At 31.0% G+C, this 19801-nt stretch carries 15 protein-coding genes and 1 tRNA gene; 5 read left to right on the top strand and 11 right to left on the bottom strand.

Annotation, left to right across the window (positions count from 1 at the left end; genetic code table 11):
• Window positions 1-13: 13 nt before the first annotated feature.
• The 4 genes from CX675_RS16375 to CX675_RS16360 all read right to left on the bottom strand — a co-directional run bounded on the left by CX675_RS16375 (window position 14) and on the right by CX675_RS16360 (window position 3410).
• Window positions 14-457 carry a hypothetical protein gene (locus tag CX675_RS16375; RefSeq protein ID WP_130736327.1) on the bottom strand — a complete coding sequence of 148 codons (444 nt, stop codon included), beginning with the start codon at window positions 455-457 and terminating at the stop codon, window positions 14-16.
• A 74-nt stretch (window positions 458-531) separates the two neighbouring features.
• Complete coding sequence (locus CX675_RS16370) at window positions 532-1830, bottom strand: HTTM domain-containing protein (protein ID WP_130736326.1); 1299 nt, start codon at window positions 1828-1830, stop codon at window positions 532-534.
• Window positions 1827-2759 (bottom strand): bifunctional riboflavin kinase/FAD synthetase, encoded by a 933-nt coding sequence (locus CX675_RS16365; RefSeq protein ID WP_130736325.1) that lies wholly within the window; start codon window positions 2757-2759, stop codon window positions 1827-1829. Before CX675_RS16365 ends, CX675_RS16370 begins: the two co-directional genes overlap by 4 nt.
• 126 nt (window positions 2760-2885) lie before the next feature.
• The gene (locus CX675_RS16360; protein ID WP_130736324.1) at window positions 2886-3410 is read right to left on the bottom strand and encodes a hypothetical protein; all 525 of its coding nucleotides are present in this window, start codon (window positions 3408-3410) and stop codon (window positions 2886-2888) included.
• Window positions 3411-3495: 85 nt separating this feature from the next.
• On the opposite strand from CX675_RS16360, the gene CX675_RS16355 reads away from it, so the two are divergent.
• From CX675_RS16355 to CX675_RS16345, 3 genes are all read left to right on the top strand, one after another.
• The gene (locus CX675_RS16355) at window positions 3496-6297 is read left to right on the top strand and encodes a zinc-dependent metalloprotease (RefSeq protein ID WP_130736323.1); all 2802 of its coding nucleotides are present in this window, start codon (window positions 3496-3498) and stop codon (window positions 6295-6297) included.
• A gap of 111 nt (window positions 6298-6408) precedes the next feature.
• A complete protein-coding gene (locus CX675_RS16350; protein WP_130736322.1) occupies window positions 6409-9684 on the top strand; it encodes a reprolysin-like metallopeptidase in 3276 nt (1091 codons plus the stop codon).
• A gap of 140 nt (window positions 9685-9824) precedes the next feature.
• Window positions 9825-13076, top strand: a complete 3252-nt coding sequence (locus CX675_RS16345; protein ID WP_130736321.1) for a reprolysin-like metallopeptidase — start codon at window positions 9825-9827, stop codon at window positions 13074-13076.
• Window positions 13077-13128: 52 nt separating this feature from the next.
• On the opposite strand, the gene CX675_RS16340 is transcribed toward CX675_RS16345, so the two are convergent.
• The 4 genes from CX675_RS16340 to CX675_RS16325 form a co-directional block, all read right to left on the bottom strand.
• Complete coding sequence (locus tag CX675_RS16340) at window positions 13129-13668, bottom strand: hypothetical protein (RefSeq protein WP_130736320.1); 540 nt, start codon at window positions 13666-13668, stop codon at window positions 13129-13131.
• A gap of 48 nt (window positions 13669-13716) precedes the next feature.
• The gene (pth, locus tag CX675_RS16335; RefSeq protein WP_165396069.1) at window positions 13717-14334 is read right to left on the bottom strand and encodes an aminoacyl-tRNA hydrolase; all 618 of its coding nucleotides are present in this window, start codon (window positions 14332-14334) and stop codon (window positions 13717-13719) included.
• Window positions 14335-14508: 174 nt separating this feature from the next.
• Complete coding sequence (locus tag CX675_RS16330) at window positions 14509-15114, bottom strand: 50S ribosomal protein L25/general stress protein Ctc (protein WP_130736319.1); 606 nt, start codon at window positions 15112-15114, stop codon at window positions 14509-14511.
• Window positions 15115-15161: 47 nt separating this feature from the next.
• Window positions 15162-16103, bottom strand: a complete 942-nt coding sequence (locus tag CX675_RS16325; protein ID WP_130736318.1) for a ribose-phosphate pyrophosphokinase — start codon at window positions 16101-16103, stop codon at window positions 15162-15164.
• Window positions 16104-16279: 176 nt separating this feature from the next.
• Here CX675_RS16325 and CX675_RS16320 point away from each other — a divergent pair.
• Window positions 16280-16359: transfer RNA gene (locus CX675_RS16320), tRNA-Leu, on the top strand.
• A 34-nt stretch (window positions 16360-16393) separates the two neighbouring features.
• On the opposite strand, the gene CX675_RS16315 is transcribed toward CX675_RS16320, so the two are convergent.
• On the bottom strand, window positions 16394-17593 hold the full coding sequence (locus tag CX675_RS16315; RefSeq protein WP_130736317.1) for an ABC transporter permease: 1200 nt from the start codon (window positions 17591-17593) through the stop codon (window positions 16394-16396).
• 3 nt (window positions 17594-17596) lie between these two features.
• Window positions 17597-17989 carry a 30S ribosome-binding factor RbfA gene (rbfA, locus tag CX675_RS16310; RefSeq protein ID WP_130736316.1) on the bottom strand — a complete coding sequence of 131 codons (393 nt, stop codon included), beginning with the start codon at window positions 17987-17989 and terminating at the stop codon, window positions 17597-17599.
• Between the two features lie 102 nt (window positions 17990-18091).
• Between rbfA and mce the strand changes: the two genes are divergently transcribed.
• Window positions 18092-18493, top strand: coding sequence for a methylmalonyl-CoA epimerase (gene mce, locus CX675_RS16305; protein WP_130736383.1), 402 nt, complete (start codon window positions 18092-18094; stop codon window positions 18491-18493).
• A 432-nt stretch (window positions 18494-18925) separates the two neighbouring features.
• Here the strand turns inward: mce and CX675_RS16300 are convergent, their stop codons facing one another.
• On the bottom strand, window positions 18926-19651 hold the full coding sequence (locus tag CX675_RS16300) for a hypothetical protein (protein WP_130736315.1): 726 nt from the start codon (window positions 19649-19651) through the stop codon (window positions 18926-18928).
• Window positions 19652-19801 lie beyond the last annotated feature (150 nt).

The following is a 19801-nucleotide window of genomic DNA, read 5'->3' as shown; positions in this document are numbered from 1 at the left end:
ATTATGAAATCAATTAATATTTAGAATTTATCACAATGTCTTTCCAATATTGCATGAGTGCAAATGAGCCAATTAAGCTTGAAGCAACACCTTCAAATAATAAGACACTACAATATTTAATAATATTTGTTTTGCCGAGAAAGAAGAAAGTATCAGATAATTTTGTTAAATAACTTTCCCCGCCTTTTATATATATGAAAATTATTAAACCAATAATACCTAGTACAACGCCAATAATACCTGTTTTAAAGCCTGAAATTAAATTTTCTAAATAATCAGAATTGCCATGATTAAAATTGTATTGAATGGTTTTATTGATGCCATAAATAACAATAAAAGCGTTTAAAATTCGTAAATAATTTTTGTCAGCTAACCCTAAAATATCCATAAGAAGGAAGAATAAGCCAATTCCTATAAAAATGAGGAATCCATTTTTAAGTTCGATTGAGTTTTTCATAATTTGTAGATTTTATACATTAAAGATAATAAAAAAATCATAACTATTTGATAATCAAAATCAAAAAAAAAGAACTAATTGTGCAGTATAATCCATTCGTTATGGAAAAAATAATTCCATTTTGCTTTCGCCATATCGTATTTTGGATTTATTAGAGTTTGATAAGGTTTCCTATTAATAGCATTGGAACAATTAATGTATATTGAAATATCTTTATCTTTAAATTCTTCCTTTATTTTTTGACAATATTGCCAAATGAAATCAGGTTTAGTAGGAAGTTGATAGGCTTGTTTAGGGCTTAAATTTTTATGATAATTATAGACGGTACGTTGTTTCGTGTTGTTGTCTACAATAACAAAAGAAATGAATCCTCTGCGTTCTCTTAGCATCATTCTCCAACTTAATCGATGACCTTCTTCTGTCCAAAGTACGTCACCTTTAATAAAATAATGACGTAATGGGAGTGATAATTGTAAAATAAGAAAGGGTATAAATAAATAGAAAAGTAACTTTTTTTGTTTAAGATCTTCGTGAAGTGGTTTGATGCTTTTTTTCTTTTTAAAGAAAATATTCTTAATACTGTTAGAATCATAAAAGAATAACGCAAAACTTAAAGCAAAAAACGGGAAAATACCAATTTGTAAAACAAAAGCGTTGAACAAATGGAAAAATAAAGAGGCAATTAAAGCAATAGTTCTAGTTTTTTTACATAACAAAAAAGGAACAATTACTAAATCATAAAAAATGCCAGCGTAAGCAATAAATAAGTAAAACCATTTTTTTGAAAATAATTGTAGAAAAAAAGGTCTTGTAGTAGTGCCTTGTAATAAGTTTTTTGTGAAAGTACCGTCTAACCAATCGGGATAGATTTTAGCCAAAGCAGCATAACTATATACAATAGCTATTTGTATTATGAAAATTAAACTTACCCAATATGGCATAGTTTCTTTTTTGGATTGGAGGCCTAATTTTATGTCTAAGGATTTATAACGATTAGCAGGTAAAAAAACCATTATAAAGCTAATCAATAATACTAAATAATAATGGTTATTATAAGATGATTTTTGCATGAAGTATACACCTGCCCACATAATTGTAAAACTTATCATGACAATAGTGTATCGCAATCCTAGCATTATTAATATACCTGCAAAGCCCATTGTAATAAAATAATAATACATGCCATTTCCAGATAAAGGTTGTAGCCAATCTAATCCAATAAATGAAAAAGTGAATTTTGGAACTATGAAAACTTGTTTTACCCAGCCAGTTGCAATAGCACCAAAACTTTCGCAGGCAATAAGAAAACCGAAAAAAATTCTAAAAACTATTAAAGGAGCAATGTCTATTTCTCTAAATACATATCGGTTCATGAGTATTTTTTTATTCTAGATAGTGAGAAAGATTTGTCTTTTTGAAGTTGTTCTTTTAATTCTTCTAAAGAAGCGTATTTTTTTTCATCTCTAATACGTTCCAAGAAGTTAACTTTTATCGTTTTATTGTAGATGTTTTGGTTAAAATCAAAAAGGTGTACTTCTATACTTTGCTTGTTATCGGAAACAGTAGGGTTGTTACCAATGTTCATCATCCCGAAATGTTGAGTTTGTTCAATTTCAACAGAAACTATATAAACTCCATTTTGTGGAATTAATTTATAATCTTCATTAATTTTGATGTTGGCGGTAGGGAAATTAATTGTTCGTCCAATTTTTTTTCCTTCAACAACAACTCCTATTAATGAATAAGTATAGCCTAAGAATTCATTTGCTGTTTGGATATCACCTTCTAGTAAAGCATTTCTAATTTTAGTAGAACTAATAGTTATTTCATCTATTTCTTTAGCTGTTATTTGTTTTACGTCAAAATTATATTTGATTCCAAAATTTATTAAATCAGTAATTGTGGCTGTTCTATTTCTTCCAAAACGATGATCATAGCCTATTATGATGGCGCAAATATTCAATTGGTCAATCAAGATGTTTTTAACAAAGTCTTCAGCAGTAAGTCTTGAGAATTCTAAATCAAAAGGATGAATGATTAAGTTGTCAATATCAAATTCAGAAATTAATTCTTTTTTTTCTTCAATAGTATTTAAAAGTTTAATATTTAAGTCTTGTTGAAGAACCATTCTTGGATGTGGAAAAAAAGTAAGAATAGTGCTTGCTGCATTTTTATGTTTAGCTAAATCTTGCATTTTTTTTAAAACTTTTTTATGCCCAATGTGTACACCGTCAAAAGTTCCTATTGTTACGATGGTTTTTTTTTCTGTGCTAAAAGAAGAAATGGAATTAAAGATATTCAAAGTTTAAAATATTTCTAGCAAAAATAAGTATTTTAAATTCAGTTCTAGAAAAGAAGAAAAGATAATTTTGTTCATGTAGTGGAATTATGAATTTAATATTAAATTTAATCTAGTAAAAGTTAATTTTTATAATTCATTTTCGGTTACATGAATTTCTTTAATCAATGGATCAAGTAAGTTAGTGGTAAAACTAAAATTGATTTTTCCTTCATTTATCTCATAGTTTAAATGTCCATTTTTTAGAAAATGCAAACCATTATTATTTCCTCTCGAATTGGTGTATTTTCCATACAGCATTTTTACCTGTTGTAAGGCTTCGTTTTTTAAATCGGCTCGGTGATTACGGTTGTCAATTTCAAAAAAGTACTCTTCTCTATAGCCACCGTCAACAGCCATCTCTTCTAGATTTTTTGAATACTGGAAGTGGATAGTTGTTTTTTCTTTATCATCCGATAAGGAAAGCAGGAGTGCGTTATTTATTGTTTTTATCTCTAAAGATGTTTCGTTTAGCACTTCTAGAAAACAGTGTCCTTCATTGGGGCAACTAAAACCTTTACTTTCTTTCTTTTTTGTATTTTCTTCAACAGATGCTTCTTTTTTGCTAGAACAAGAAAAAAACAGAAGAAAAATTATGAATATTCTATAAAACATAATAAATCGTTTTTTTAAATATAAATTTGCTACAAAGTAAAATAAAAATTACTTTTATGACCTCTATAAATTAATCTCAAAAATAATGAAAAAAACATTACTACTTGTATGTGCATTTCTGATGTTTTTTAATCTAAATGCTCAAAAGAATGAGCTTTGGACTGTAGAAAACGCAGCTAATGTTGCAAGTCTTTCAAAAAACGTATCAAGATCAAGTTTTCCTCAAGAGTTTTCATTGTATGCATTGAAATTGGAAAATCTAAAGAACATTCTTTCAGCAGCTCCTGATAGAATGGTAACTACAACTTCTCAATCTATTATTACTATTCCAAATTCTAATGGAGGATTTGAAAAGTTTGCTATGTTTGAAGCTTCAAACTTTACAGAAGAGCTACAAATTCAATTTCCAGATATTAGAGCCTATGTAGGTATCGGTTTGGATGATAAAAATGCACAAATTAGATTAAGTATTTCTCCTGAAGGAATACAAACTATGATTTTTAGAACAAATAAAACAAATGAATTCATAGAGTTGTATTCTAATGAATCTCAAGTTTATGCTGTTTTTGATTCTTCTAGAACAAAAGGTAAATTACCATTTACTTGTAGTACAGAAGAGGAAGTATTGGTAGATAGTATTTTAAAAAATACGTCTAATGTAGGTTCAAGATCAAATAACGGTGTTTATAAAACAATGCGTTTAGCGTTATCTTGTACTGCAGAATATGCAAATTATTTTGGAGCAACAAATTCATCACAAGTTGGTTTGGTTTTAGCTGCTTTTAATAATACTATGACTCGTGTTAATGGAGTGTTTGAAAAAGATTTGGCTTTGCATTTAAATATCATCAGTGCAAATAATATTATTTATTATAATGCATCAACAGATCCTTATTCTGATGCTTCAACAGGAGCAGGTGGAGCTTGGAATACAGAATTACAAAATAATTTATCGGCAAGTTTAGGTGCAAATTTAGCAGCGAGTAACGCAGCATATGATATAGGTCACTTATTTGGTGCTTCTGGTGGTGGTGGAAATGCGGGTTGTATAGGATGTGTGTGTAGAGATGATACTTTTATAACGACCGACAAAAACAAAGGGAGTGGTTATACTTCTCCAGCAGATGGAATACCATCTGGAGACAACTTTGATATCGATTATGTAGCTCATGAAATGGGTCATCAATTAGGAGCTAATCATACTTTTACTGTTACTTTTGAAGATAATAGTGTTAATGTAGAGCCAGGTTCAGGTTCAACAATTATGGGATATGCTGGAATTACAGGTGTAACAGATGTGCAAGCGCATTCAGATGATTATTTTGCGTATAGAAGTATTTTGCAAATTCAAAATAACTTAGCAACTAAAACATGTCCTGTTACAACGTCTTTAACTAATCAAACTCCAGTTATAAGTGCAGGTTCAAATTATACCATTCCTAAAGGAACTCCATTTGTATTAACAGGAACAGGAAGCGATCCAGATGGGAATACACTTTCATATACTTGGGAAGAAAATGATGATGAAACAGGAATTGCTCAACCTGCAAACCCAAATAGTCCTACAGCAGCTGAATTATCTGCAAGACAAAATGCTTGTTTCCCTTCTCCAACAAAAACAAATGGACCTAACTTTAGATCGTTTGCTCCAACTGCACAACCAGTAAGATATTTGCCTTCAATGAATACATTGATTGGAGGTCAGGCTAGCACTTGGGAAGCGCTTTCTACAGTAGCTAGAACATTAAACTTTACCTTAACAGGAAGGGATAATGTGGCTGCTGGTGGTCAAACTCAAACAAGTAGTATGGTAGTTACTGTTGATGCTACAAGAGGACCTTTAACAGTAAGTTCTCAAAATACTGATGGAATTGTTTGGACACCAGGATCTACTGAAACAGTTACTTGGGTGGTTAATGGAACCGATTCGAGTGCTGGTGGAGGTAGTGTTGATATTCTATATACTTCAGATAATGGTGCTACTTGGAATGTTATATTAGCCAATACACCAAATGATGGTTCACAAGTAATAACTGTACCAACTGTTACTGAGCCAAATTGTAGAGTTATGGTAAAAGCTTCAGGTAATATCTTCTTTAATATAAACTCAAAAAATATTGCTATAGGGGATTATACTTATGAATCACAAAATGTTTGTAAAGACTATACCTTTAATCTTAATGCAAATATTACTGAAAGCACGGGTGGTTATCCAGGATATAATTTACCAATTTCTGATTCTTACACTATTACTGATATTAACTATTATGCTAATATAACTCATTCAAAAATTGGTCAAGTTAATATTTTATTAGCTCAACCATGGGAAGATATTTCAGGAGGTTTAAGTACTGCATTATGGTATAATAATACGGCTTGTACAGGTGCTAATTTGGATAAATGGTTCGATACTTCAGGAGGAGTGGTAAATTGTGCTCAGACTACAACTGGAGGTCCTTTTAGACCCTATTCAAATGGGAATGTTAATGCTGGTGTAGGGCAAAATAGTGCTGGAAATTGGGGAGTTTACTTTAAAGATGGTGTTGTAGATGGAACGCCAGGTACTTTTAATACTTTTACTATTCAATTATGTCATGCTGAGTTAGTTCCGGTATTGTCATCTGATTCTTTTGTAACAATTGAAGACTTAGTAGTGTTTCCAAATCCAAATAATGGTTCATTCAATGTGAAGTTTAGTTCTAATACAAGAAGTAAAATTAACATTGGAGTGCATGATATGAGAGGAAGACAAGTTTTTTCAAATGAATACAATAACTCTGGATTATTTGATCAAAATGTTCAATTAAATAATATTCAATCTGGTATTTATATTGTAACAATTCAAGATGGGGCTAGAAAGGCTGTTAAGAAAATTGTTGTAAATTAATTGAAATAAATAATTTTATTAAAGGAAGCTTATTAAGCTTCCTTTTTTTGTTAAATAATTATTTTTTTATGATTATATTTGTTGTAAACAAAACAAATTTTATAATATATTATGAAAAAATTATTACTAGCATTATTTTTTCTTTTATTTGTGAGTCTGTCTTTTTCACAAATAAAAGAACCTTGGGAAAAAGTTTCCAATAAAAATATAACAAAAAATAAATTAGTAGAAAGACAGTCTTTTCCTGAAACATTTGAATTAATCCATTTAGACTTAAATGCTTTTAAACAACTGCTTAAAAATGTTCCAGATAGATATTCTAGGAATGCAGATGGGGTGGTTATTACGTTGCCAAATGCCCAAGGAAATTTAGAACGTTTTGAGATTTTTGAAGCTTCTAATTTTGATGCAACTTTACAAGCTCAATTCCCTGAGATTAGAGCATATGCAGGAAATGGCGTAGACGATGTTCATGCTACTTTAAGAATGAGTATTGATCCAATGGGGATTCAAACGATGGTTTTTAGAGCTGATAAAGCAACCGAGTTTATGGAGCGTTTCTCTGAAGATGGAACCATTTACGCCGTTTACAAATCATCTCGTACTAAAGGTAAATTACCATTTACATGCTCGACTAATGAACAGGATTTCGCAAAAAAATTGTCAAAATCCAATTTTTCAGATGCAGATTTAAATGGTCGTTCTAGTGCTGGCTCTTTACTTAATTTTAGACTAGCGCTATCTTGTACTGCAGAATATGCTAATTATTTTGGCGCTACTAGTGCTGCAAACGTGGGATTAGTAAATGCAGCTTATAATGCAACAATGACCCGTGTTAATGGCGTTTTTGAAAAAGACTTCGCTATTCATATGAATATTATTGCAAATAATAATAATGTTATCTATTATAATGCATCAACTGATCCATACTCTCCTGCATCTAATTTGGGTAACTGGAACGATGAATTGCAATCAACTTTAACATCTGTAATTGGAGAAGCAAATTATGATGTCGGTCATTTATTTGGAGCAACAGGAGGTGGTGGTAATGCAGGCTGTATAGGTTGTGTTTGTGTAAACAATCAAAAAGGTAGTGGTTATACTTCACCAGCTGATGGAATTCCTGCTGGGGATAATTTTGATATTGATTATGTAGCTCACGAATTAGGTCATCAATTTGGAGCAAACCATACTTTTACACATGGTAATGAAGGATCTGGTGTAAATGTTGAAGTGGGTTCTGGAGTGACTATCATGGGATATGCTGGAATTACGAGTTATGATACGCACCAACACTCAATTGATATTTTCCATTCGGCTAGTATAGCTCAAGTTCAGGCAAACATGGTTGGGAAAACGTGTCCTACTTCAGTAGCGATAACACATTCTGCACCAGTTGTAAATGCAGGTCCAGATTATACTATACCTAAGAGTACTCCTTTTGTTCTTACAGGTTCTGCAACAGATGCAGGAGGAGCTTCTGGATTAACATATACTTGGGAAGAATATGATAATGCCACTGGAAATACAGGAGCAGCAAGTGCTGCATCTCCAACAAAGACAAACGGACCAAATTGGGTTTGTTATCCAGCTACAAGTGTACCTCAAAGACATTTTCCAATTATAAATTCAACGATTGCAAATAGCCAAACAACTAATGGGTTAGAAGTTATTTCAGAAGCTCTAAGTTCAGTTGCTAGAACTTTAAACTTTAGACTCACAGCTAGAGATAATGTTGCAGGTCAAGGGCAAACTGGTTTTGATGACACAGTGATTTCAGTGAATGCTACTGCAGGACCTTTTTTAGTTACTGCTCCTAATACAGCAGTTTCATGGGTTGCTGGGTCAAACCAAACAGTTACTTGGGATGTCGCTGGAACAACAGGAAACAATGTTAATGCTTCTTTTGTTGATATTTATTTATCCAATGATGGAGGGTTTACTTATCCAATTTTATTAGCTAGTAAAGTTCCAAATGACGGTTCTGAAATTGTAACAGTACCTAACAATGTAGGAAGTAATAAGAGAGTTATGGTGAAAGGAAATAATCATGTATTTTATGATATTTCAAATGCTAATTTTAGTATAACAGCTGCACCATCAACTTTTTCTGTTGCTTTTTCTGGGGTTCAAAATATTTCTTCATGTAATCCAACTACAGCGACATTTACTGTTGATTATGCTGCTTTAGGAGGTTTTAGTGGAACAACTAGTTTTGCTGCAACTGGTGCTCCAGCTGGAGCGACTGTTAGTTTTAGTCCAAATTCAGTTAGTGCAAATGGAACTGTAACCTTAACACTAGGGAATTTAACAGGAGTTGCAGGTGGAGATTATCAAATTTTAGTTAATGCTACATCTGGAGGAACAACTAAAACAGTGCCATTTTATCTTTCAATTGGGGTAAGTCCAGTAATTTTAACTACACCAGCAGATAACGCGAATGGAGTAAATACAACTTTAACTTTAAACTGGAACCCAAGTCCAAGCGCAACATCTTATGATGTTCAAGTAGCAACCGATGCTGGTTTTTCAAATATAGTTAGCTCAGGTAATGTTACTACAAACTCTTACAGTGCATCTGGTTTAACACAAGGAACAGCTTATTACTGGAGAGTATTGCCTAAAAATGCTACATGTACTGGTACTTTCAGTAGTGCTTATAAATTTACAACAGGAACTGTTTCTTGTGGAACTGTTTCATCAACAAATGTTCCTGTGGCTATTTCAGCTTCTGGAGCACCAACAATTAATTCGACTTTAAATATTCCTTCTGGAGGAAATATTTCTGATATAAATATTACTATGAATGTTACGCATACTTACGTGAGTGATTTAACAGCAACTTTAATAAGTCCTTCAGGTACTCAAGTTGTTTTATTTGCTAATGTATGTGGTTCTGCTGATAATATAAATGTAACATTTGATGATTCTGGTTCTGCATTAACTTGTGCAACAAGTACACCAACATTAACAGGAACAAGGATACCGTCTCAGGCTTTATCTGGCTTTAATGGACAAAGTTCAACAGGTACTTGGACATTACGAATTGCAGATGCTTATAATCTTGATGGTGGAAGTTTAAATAGTTGGAGTTTAAATATTTGTACAGTTCAACCTTTAGCTTCAGAATCTTTTGATTTAAAAGATTTCTCTTTATACCCTAATCCAAATAATGGAAGTTTTACTGTGAAATTTACTTCTGAATCATCTAATAATATTGAGATTGGCGTATATGATATAAGTGGAAGACAAGTGTATAACAAGTCGTTCTCAAATACAGGGAATTTCAATCAAAATATAAATTTAAATAATGTTCAATCGGGCGTTTATTTAGTTTCAATTATTGACGGTTCACAAAAGGTAGTAAAAAGAATCATTGTAGAATAATATATTTAAAAATAAGTTTATAAGAAAAAAGGAGTGCTACAGACGCTCCTTTTTTTATAATTATTTGATTAATAGGTAAATAAATATAATTTGCTTTGTTGTTATTATTGTTATATTTGTTTAAACCAAATAAATATTATATGAAAAAAACATTATTCAACATTTTTTTGCTATTATTTTTTTGTAATGGCTTTTCTCAAGAAAAAATTTGGGAAAAAATTTCTGAAAGGCAAGTTAGCTCGCTTGCTAAAATGGATAGAAACTCAATGCCTACAGAGTATAAGCTCTATAAATTAAATATAGCAGATTTAAAAGTAAAATTACAGGCTGCACCAAATGATTTAAGTGGTCAAGCTTCATCTGTAATTATTGCTTTTCCTAATGCGCAAGGGGTTTTAAATAATTTTAAAATTTATGATTCTCCAGTTATGGAAGATGGATTAGCAGTTAAATTTCCTGATATTAAAACCTATTTAGGAAAAGGAATTGATGATCCAACTGCTACCATGAGATTTAGTATTACTCAATTTGGTCTGCATGCTATGATTTTGTCTGGAACTTTAGGTACTATATATATAGATACGTATACTTCAGATTTAGAAAATTATATTGTTTACAATAGAGCAAATTTAGCGAGATCAACCAGTTTTGAATGTGGTTTTGATGAGATGAATCATGATGCATTTAAAACGGCTATTAATGAAGACAATCAGTTAAACAGAGCTAGTGATGGAAATTTTAGAGTGTATAGATTAGCAATGGCTTGTACAGGTGAATATGCTGCCTTCCATGGTGGAACTATTGCAGGAGCACAAGCTGCAATTGTTGTTACAGTTAATCGAGTGAATAGTGTGTATGAAAGAGATTTTTCAGCTAGATTAAATCTAGTTGCGAATAATAATTTGTTGATTTATACTAATAGTGGAACGGATCCATACACAAATAGTAGTGGAAGTGTCATGCTAGGAGAGAATCAATCTAATGTTACAAGTGTTATTGGATCTGCTAATTACGATATAGGTCATGTGGTAAGTACTGGCGGAGGTGGAGTTGCCGGACTCGGGGTGGTTTGTAATAATACTCAAAAAGCGAGAGGAGTAACTGGGTCTTCGGCACCTGTTGGAGATCCTTTTGATATTGATTATGTAGCTCATGAGATTGGGCATCAATTTGGGTGTAACCATACTTTTAATGGAAGTAGTGGTAATTGTGGTGGAGGTAACAGAAATAATGCAACAGCGGTGGAACCAGGAAGCGGAACTACAATAATGGCTTATGCAGGAATATGTTCTCCTCAAAATGTTCAATCTAATTCAGATGCTCACTTTAGTTTTATTAGTATAGCTGAAGCAAATACAAGAACTTTACTAGGAACTAGTTGTGCAAATACAACAGCAAATGGTAATTTTGCACCTGTTGTTAATGCTGGTCCAGATTATATTATACCTAGAGGAACTGCTTTTATTTTAAAAGGAAGTGCCACTGATGCAAATGGTGATGCGTTAACTTATTGTTGGGAACAAACAAATAATGATATATCTGTTCAGCCCCCTCAACAAAACGCTACAACTGGTCCAAATTTTAGATCTAGATTGCCTATCACTTCACCAGATAGATACATGCCAAGAATACAAGATGTTATAAATAATAATTTAGCACCTACATGGGAAGTTGTTCCAAATGTAGCTAGAACAATGAATTTTGCACTTACAGTTAGGGATAATAGATCTCCAAATGGCGGTCAAACAGGAATTGATGAAATGGTTGTAACGACAGCTTCTGTAGGGCCATTTTTAGTAAATGTGCCAAATACAGCTGTTTCTTGGACGGTAGGAACGAATCAAAATGTAACTTGGACAGTAGCAGGAACCGATTCTAATGGTATTAATGCTTCTTATGTAGATATTTTACTTTCTACAGATGGGGGTTTTACTTACCCTATTCTTCTAGCTAGTAAAGTGCCAAATGATGGTTCGGAAACAATCACTGTACCAAATAATCCTGGTGCACAGAATAGAATTATGGTAAGAGGGTATAATCATATTTTTTATGATATTTCAAATACTAATTTTACTATTACGGCTGCGCCATCTTCTTTTTCTGTAGCATTCTCAGGGGTGGAAGAAACACAAAATTTATATGTTTGTTCTGAAGATGTGGTTAATTTTACAATAAATTATGGAACATATGGAGGTTTTAATGCTAATACTAATTTTAGTGTTTCTGGAAATCCTGTAGGTTCAACAGTAGCATTTAATCCTAACCCTATCAATGCTGCTGGAACGGTTACTTTTACATTAGGTAATTTAACTGCAGTAGCGGGTGGTGATTATCAAATGATTGTTAGTGCTACTTCTGGAGGAACTACTAAAACTGTACCGTTTTATTTGTCGATAGGTATTAGTCCTGTAGTGCTTACAAGTCCTACGAATAATGCTAATGGACTAAGTACTTCGTTGAATTTAAATTGGAATGTTAATCCTAATGCTACTTCATATGATGTTCAGGTGGCAACAGATAATACTTTTACAAATATTGTTAGTTCAGGAAATGTGACTACAAATTCCTATAGTGTTTCTGGTTTAAACCAAGCAACGAGTTACTATTGGCGAGTATTACCTAAAAACGCAACTTGTAATGGTGTTTATGGTAGTCCTTTTCAATTTACTACAGGAACTATTTCTTGTGCTACGACTTCTTCACCAAATGTTCCTGTGACTATATCGGCAACTGGTACTCCTACGATTACTTCTACATTAAATATTCCTTCAGGAGGAACTATTTCTGATGTTAATATAACCATGAATATTTCACATACATGGATAAACGACCTTACTGCAACTTTAACGAGTCCTACTGGTACGGTTGTGGAATTATTTTCTAATGAGTGTAGTCCAAACACGAGTGTAAATAATATAGTTGCTACATTTGATGATGCTGGTGTTGCTATAGTATGTGGGAATAATCCTGGTATATCTGGAACTGTTTTGCCAAGTCAACCTTTATCTGTATTTAATGGTACAAATTCTACAGGAACTTGGACATTAACTGTTTCTGATGCTTTCAATCAAGATGGAGGCACTTTAAATAGTTGGAGTTTGAATATTTGTACGGTAGAACCTTTAGGTTCAGAAAGTTTTGATTTTGATGATTTTGCTTTGTATCCTAACCCAAATAATGGAAGTTTTACCGTTAAATTAATGTCTAAATCATCAAATGACATAACTATAGATGTATATGATATAAGTGGAAGACAAGTCTTTGCAAATTCGTACTCTAATACAGGAAATTTTAGTCAAAATATTAATTTAAATGCTGTTCAATCTGGTGTTTATTTAGTGGCAATTACTGATGGCAATGCTAGAACTGTAAAAAGAATTATTGTGGAATAAACATATTAATCAAATAAAGTATGTAAGCCCTTTGTTATTGCAGAGGGCTTTTTTATTTAAAAACAGCATTAATAGTTGTGATTTTTTGTGAAGTAGTATTAACTTGAAATTCTAATTTTAAAATGTTGGTGTTATTTTCTTTATGGAATTCTAATTTTCCTTTTTCTATATTATAGTAACCCGCTTCTCCTTTGCAAAAGCAATGTTTGCCAAATAGAATTTTGCAATTTTGAAGTTCAGAATCTGTTAAATTTAATTCAGAAATGTCATTTTGTATTTGTAAAACAATCTCTTCAATATAATTGCCATCTTGAACATTTTTTGGAGTGTCTTTAGTGTAAGTAAACTTAATTATTGAAAACATAACATTGTCTTCAGTTTGATAATAAATTCCGTTAAGATCATCTTTTCTAATTAAAAGACTCTTGTTTTTGATGGTTTCAATTTTACAAATTCCGTTTTGAGGGCAAGAAAGAATAGTGTCTTTTATTATTACAGTTTTATTCTGTTTTTTTGAAACAGAAATATTGTCTTTTAGGTTGCTACAAGAAATGAACAAGATTAATAGAGTTAACCGAATTCCTTTTTCCATATGATTTATTATAATTTGTTATAATAAAGATAATCAAAATAGGATAAATTATTTTCCGTTAAAAGAATTCATAGTGTTGTTTAGGCCTGCTAAAGCAAATGATTTAATAATTTCAGAAGCTATTTCAAGACGTTCTTTTAATTTTTCTTTTTCTTCTTCACTCCATTCTCCTAAAACATAATTTACTTGTTGTCCTTTTTTAAAGGTATCGCTAATTCCAAATCTGAATCTTGGATATTCTGTAGTGTTAAGTAATAATTGGATGTTTTTTAAGCCATTGTGGCCTCCGTCGCTACCTTTACTTTTGATTCTGATAGTTCCAAAACCTAGATTTAAATCATCAGTAATTACTAAGATATTTTCTTTTGGAATGTTTTCTTTTTCCATCCAATATTTTACCGCTTTTCCACTCAAATTCATGTAAGTGTTTGGTTTTAATAAAAATAAAGTACGTCCTTTTATTTTTAATTCAGCAACATCTCCCAATTTAACTGATTGAAAATTACAGTTTTCTTTACTCGTAAGAAAGTCAAGTATTTTAAACCCAATATTATGTCTTGTGTTTACATATTCAGAACCAATATTTCCTAAGCCTATAATTAAAAACTTTTTCATAGAATCTATATTCGTATCATTTGTTTTGAAAATTCTTTTTAGCCATTTCATGTTGTAATTTTTTATTTGAAAATGCCCTTTTTATTTTCATATGTTAGTACAGCAAAAATAATTTCTTTTAACCAGTATACAAAGAATTGTGTCCGACTTTACCATTCTAATACCATATTAAAATAAAAAAGCACCAGTAAAACTGATGCTTTTGAAAATATAAATAATTTAAAATTATTTTTTCTTTTTGTCTCCAGCTTTTGCAGCTTTTGCAGCTTCTTGAGCAGCTTTCATCGCAGCACGAGAAATTCTTACTTGACAAACAACTGTATTGTCTGGGTGCATTAATTTAAAATTATCTGTTTTGATTTTAGTAACATATAATTTATTACCCATTTCAAGTGGAGTGATATCTGCTTCAACAAAATCTGGTAAATCTTTTGGTAATGCTTTTACTTTTAAACGACGTTGGTTTAAACGTAATACACCACCAGCCATAACGCCAGGGGATTTTCCTACAACTTTTACAGGAACTTCCATGACAATCTCTTTTTCTTCATTTAATTGGAAGAAATCGATGTGCAAAATTTTGTCAGAAACTGGGTGGAATTGAATATCTTGTAAAATAGCGTCAATTTTTTTACCTTCTAGTTCAACTACAACAGTGTGAGCGTTTGGAGTGTATACCAAGTCTTTAAATGCTCTTTCATCTGCTGTAAAATGCACTGGTTGATTTCCTCCGTAGATAACGCAAGGAACCATTCCAGCATCACGTACGGCTTTTGTTGCTTTTTTGCCTACGTTTTCTCTTTCTGATCCTTTAATCGTAATTGATTTCATTGTTAAAATATATAATTAATTAAAATTCAATTTATTTGGATAAGTTGTTACATTAAAAACTTACCACTTATTGAGTTGTTATTTTGTACCATATGCATTACTTCTGCAAACAAATTGGCACAAGAAACTACTCTTATTTTTTTAGATTCTTTCTGTAATGGAATAGAATCTGTTACAATCAATTCTAATAATTTAGAATTTTCTATTTTTTCATATGCGCTTCCTGATAATATGGCATGGGTACAAATTGCTCTTACACTTAATGCACCTCTTTCCATCATAACATCAGCAGCTTTTGCTAAAGTTCCTCCAGTATCAATCATGTCGTCTACCAGAATGACATTTCTTCCAGTAACATCACCAATTAGTTCCATAGTATCTATTACATTGGCTTTTTTGCGTTGTTTGTAACAAACTACTACATCAGATTCTAAAAACTTAGAGTATGCATAGGCTCTTTTAGAACCACCCATATCAGGTGAAGCTATGGTTAAGTTTTCCAAATTCAAACTTTTTACATAAGGTAAAAAGATAGTTGATGCAAATAAGTGGTCTACCGGTTTTTCAAAAAATCCTTGTATTTGATCAGCATGTAAATCCATAGTCATAATACGAGTAGCTCCAGCTGTTTCTAATAATTTTGCTACCAATTTTGCTCCTATTGGAACTCTTGGTTTGTCTTTTCTATCCTGTCTTGCCCATCCAAAATAAGGAATAACTGCTGTTATATGACGTGCAGAAGCTCTTTTTGCTGCATCAATCATCAGTAATAATTCCATTAAATTGTCTGAACTAGGGAAAGTAGAACAAACAAGAAAAACGCGTAAACCTCTTATTGACTCTTCAAATGAAGGTTGGAATTCTCCATCGCTATATTTTGAGAACGTAACTTTACCCAGTGGAACACCATAGCTTTCGGCTATTCTTTCCGCTAAGTACACACTCTGAGAACATGCAAATATTTTTGCTTCAGGCTCGTTGTATGACATCTTAAATTGTTGTTTAGTAGTTGTTTAGTGTTGTGTTGTATTAACGAGGTGCAAATTTAGAAATAAATTTGGACTCTGAAAGTAAATTTTTAAGTATTTTTATTAAGATTTTTGAAAAAATAATTACATTTGCACTCTCAAAAACAAAGAAAGATATTTTCTAACTTGTTTTTAATGCCTTGGTGGCGGAATTGGTAGACGCGCACGACTCAAACTCGTGTTCTTCGGAGTGTGGGTTCGATTCCCACCCAAGGTACAAGTAAAAGCTTCAATTGTTAATTGAGGCTTTTTTATTTTAATATCTCTTTGTTTACTCGTCCTGAAGCTATCCATGAAGAAATTAATCCTAATGGAATGATGGTGCCGATTACTAATATTATGTTTATTGTTTTGAATTTAACAGGATATGCAATACTAGAAGTAATCATAAGGATAGAAAATTGTTGTTGTAAAATAATTAATAAGCTTCCAATTACAAGTCCAATGATTAGTCCAAACGTTGTTATTAAGATACCTTGAGTAAAGAAAATGTTTCTTATTTCTTGAAAGGTTAAGCCTAAATTGTATAAGGTGGTGATGTTGTCTTTTTTGTCAATAACAATCATGACAATTGCTCCTGCTAAACAAAAAAGAGTTAATATTACTATAAGTGTACTAAAAAGATAGATGAATAAATTCTCTGAATTGAGCATTTTATATAAAGAGTCGTTTAATTGAGCTTTTGTTTTAATTGTAACCTTGTCTTTGAAAATAGAATGTAATTCGTTAATTACTTTTTCTTCAGGAGTGTTGTTTTTTGATTTGAATTCAATGCTACTTAATTGATTTTTTTTAAATTGAAAAAGCTTTCTTGCGATTTCAATGTCGCAAAAAACATATTTATTGTCAATGTCTTCGTTAATGTTGTACATGCCTACAGGTTGTAAACCGACAATATTGAAAGCGTCTTCGTTATTTTCAATCACGCCTTTTCCTGGCTTTGGAGCAAATGCTTCTAAGGTGTGTTCAAAATCAAATAAACCCAAGGATAGCTTTCTTGCGATTTCACTTCCAATTATGGCTTCTTTTGAATTGGGTTCTATCCAAGTTCCGATATAAACATAATCGCTGGTTTTAGTAACCTTAGAGAAAGACTTGTCAACACCTTTTATGGTTGCAATTTGTTCTTTGTTGTTGTATCTGAAAAGGACGCGGTCTTCAATGATTTTGCTATAGCTGTTAATAGATTGGTTTCCTTTTAATAGCGCGTCTTCTTTTTCGGTTAAATAAAAGGATTTGCCGCTACTAGGTTCTATTTTAAAATCTGGATCCGAAGAATTGCTGTAGCTAAGTGTAAAATCTCTTAATCCACTAAATATAGAAAGGAATACAAATAGTGACATAGCACTAGCTACAATTGCAATAGAAGAAATGATAGTTATTGTATTAATAGCTGAGTTTTTGCTAAAACTTATGGCGTATCTTTTGGCTATGTAAAAAGGGAAATACAATGCTTATGATTTTTTTCTTTTATCTAATAATTCTGGATTTAAAACTGGGTTTTCTTTTCCGTTTAAAGCATTGTCAATCTTTTCTATGTAATCTAAACTGTCATCTATGTAGAAGATTAGGTTAGGGACTTTTCTTAATTGGTTTTTAACTCTTTGAGATAAATCGTGTTTTATTAAAGGAGTGTTCGTTTTTATTGCGTTCAGAATTTCTCCTGCTTTATCAGTAGGAAAAACACTTAAAAACACTTTGGCAATAGATAAATCGGAAGTAACATTTACTTTGGATACCGAAATAACTAAATTAGTAATTCCATTTTTTCTAATCTCACCTTGTAGAATATCTACTAAATCATTTTGCAAAAGCGCACCTATTTTTTTTTGTCTATTCGTTTCCATATTGCAAAAATAAGCAATTAAGTGATAAAGTTTGATTCATTTGTTTTTTTTGATGTGAATCTTTTGTTATTTTGTGGTTATACTTCAAACAATTTAAGAATGATGAGAAAAATTGAGCATATCGGTATTGCTGTTAAAAATTTGGCAGTTTCTAATGAAATTTATGAAAAACTACTTGGCGTTTCTTCTTATAAAGAAGAAATTGTTGAGAGTGAAGGTGTAAAAACCTCTTTTTTTCAAGTTGGATCAAATAAAATAGAATTGTTAGAAGCAACTAAAGAAGATAGTCCTATTGCAAAGTTTATTGATAAAAGAGGAGAGGGAATTCATCATATAGCTTTTGATGTTGAAGATATTTTGCTTGAGATGGAAAGATTGCGTAATGAAGGTTTTGTTTTGTTGAATGAAAAACCAAAAAAAGGAGCTGATAATAAATGGGTTGCTTTTCTTCATCCTAAAGGAACAAATGGTGTTTTGGTTGAACTTTGTCAAGAGATAAAATAAAATGCGAAAAATGTTGCAATAACAATGTCATATCTTAAAGCTTTTGATGATGAAGAAATAGATAAAGAGAATGAAAAATTACTTATGGAACCAATAGTTCAATTTAACCTAGAAATTTCAAGGTTTGCGTCATGAGTTTTTAAATTATTATTTTTTATTGTTTTATATTAATTATATTAATAAAAAAGGCTATCAATAAATTATTTGATAGCCTTTTTAAAGAGTTTTATATTTTTTGGAATTATTATTAAATGTTTGTTTTTTTTATTACTAGATATGATATAACAAGTAATACACCAGGAACAAATAAATAAAGTGCAAAATCATATTCTTTCTGAAAATAAAAATAGATACTAATACCTATAAAGAATATTGAATATGGAGCAATTTTTTTTATTCTTGTAATTATTAATTTTTTCATAATTGATTAATTTAGCAAAAAGAATTTGGACCAGAACCTATACAAGAGATTAACATTGCTGCACTTAATTCAGGGACAAAATAAGTTCCTACCATGAACCAAAAACTGTTCCCGTAAATGTTTTCAACTATACATCTTGCACAATTTGTATATGACATGTGTCTACAACATTCTTCACTGCTTGCTTGTCTTTTAGAATAAAGAACATCATAAACATTATTACTGAAAGTATTGACAACAGAATTATCAAATATTTGATTTACGTTTAATTTGTTATTACTTTCATTAATTATATATGAAGTATTAATGAAATTATTATTATCAATAGTTTTTATATCTACAAATCCATTATTATCCTTTGATTTTAAAACAGCATAATTATCTTCAAATTTATAAGCAAGTAGTTTTTCTGATGAATTTTTTATTGAAACAGAATACAGTTCAACTTCAAGATTTGAAAAAGTCATTAAGTTAATATCATCATAGTTTAAGTTACTAATATTAATGTTCTGTGAATCTAGTGCATTGATGAAATTAACAGTTTCTTGACTTTCACTTTTATAAAAATCAGAAATATTTAATGCTTCCTTTGTTTGCTCATCTAAATCGTTTGAAGATCTCATAATCAAATTATGTTTTGATTGAGAAGTACTAATATTAGATAATTGTTCTTCTTTATTCATTGTTTGAATCTCCACTACTTGTACAGCTAAAAAGACATAATGAAAAAGCTGCATTAATTAAAAAGAATTTTTTCATAAATAAGAATTTAAGTTCACATAAAAATAAAGAATACTAAAGTTAAATAATTACAGATATTCTGTAAAAAATCTTAAAAAAATAATCGATTATCTATTGGTTTTTTATTAATCAAAATTTAAATATGC

It is taken from the genome of Flavobacterium sp. J27, assembly GCF_004303025.1.
GTDB lineage: Bacteria > Bacteroidota > Bacteroidia > Flavobacteriales > Flavobacteriaceae > Flavobacterium.
The sequence above is the reverse complement of the archived record's forward strand: the minus strand, read 5'-3'. Positions and strand labels throughout refer to the sequence as shown.

Bases quoted from the DNA above. Each gene is read 5' to 3' on its own strand.
- CX675_RS16375 (WP_130736327.1), bottom strand. From the start codon at position 457: ATGAAAAACTCAATCGAACTTAAAAATGGATTCCTCATTTTTATAGGA.
- CX675_RS16370 (WP_130736326.1), bottom strand. From the start codon at position 1,830: ATGAACCGATATGTATTTAGAGAAATAGACATTGCTCCTTTAATAGTT.
- CX675_RS16360 (WP_130736324.1), bottom strand. From the start codon at position 3,410: ATGTTTTATAGAATATTCATAATTTTTCTTCTGTTTTTTTCTTGTTCT.
- CX675_RS16355 (WP_130736323.1), top strand. From the start codon at position 3,496: ATGAAAAAAACATTACTACTTGTATGTGCATTTCTGATGTTTTTTAAT.
- CX675_RS16350 (WP_130736322.1), top strand. From the start codon at position 6,409: ATGAAAAAATTATTACTAGCATTATTTTTTCTTTTATTTGTGAGTCTG.
- CX675_RS16345 (WP_130736321.1), top strand. From the start codon at position 9,825: ATGAAAAAAACATTATTCAACATTTTTTTGCTATTATTTTTTTGTAAT.
- CX675_RS16340 (WP_130736320.1), bottom strand. From the start codon at position 13,668: ATGGAAAAAGGAATTCGGTTAACTCTATTAATCTTGTTCATTTCTTGT.
- pth (WP_165396069.1), bottom strand. From the start codon at position 14,334: ATGAAATGGCTAAAAAGAATTTTCAAAACAAATGATACGAATATAGAT.
- CX675_RS16330 (WP_130736319.1), bottom strand. From the start codon at position 15,114: ATGAAATCAATTACGATTAAAGGATCAGAAAGAGAAAACGTAGGCAAA.
- CX675_RS16325 (WP_130736318.1), bottom strand. From the start codon at position 16,103: ATGTCATACAACGAGCCTGAAGCAAAAATATTTGCATGTTCTCAGAGT.
- rbfA (WP_130736316.1), bottom strand. From the start codon at position 17,989: ATGGAAACGAATAGACAAAAAAAAATAGGTGCGCTTTTGCAAAATGAT.
- mce (WP_130736383.1), top strand. From the start codon at position 18,092: ATGAGAAAAATTGAGCATATCGGTATTGCTGTTAAAAATTTGGCAGTT.
- CX675_RS16300 (WP_130736315.1), bottom strand. From the start codon at position 19,651: ATGCAGCTTTTTCATTATGTCTTTTTAGCTGTACAAGTAGTGGAGATT.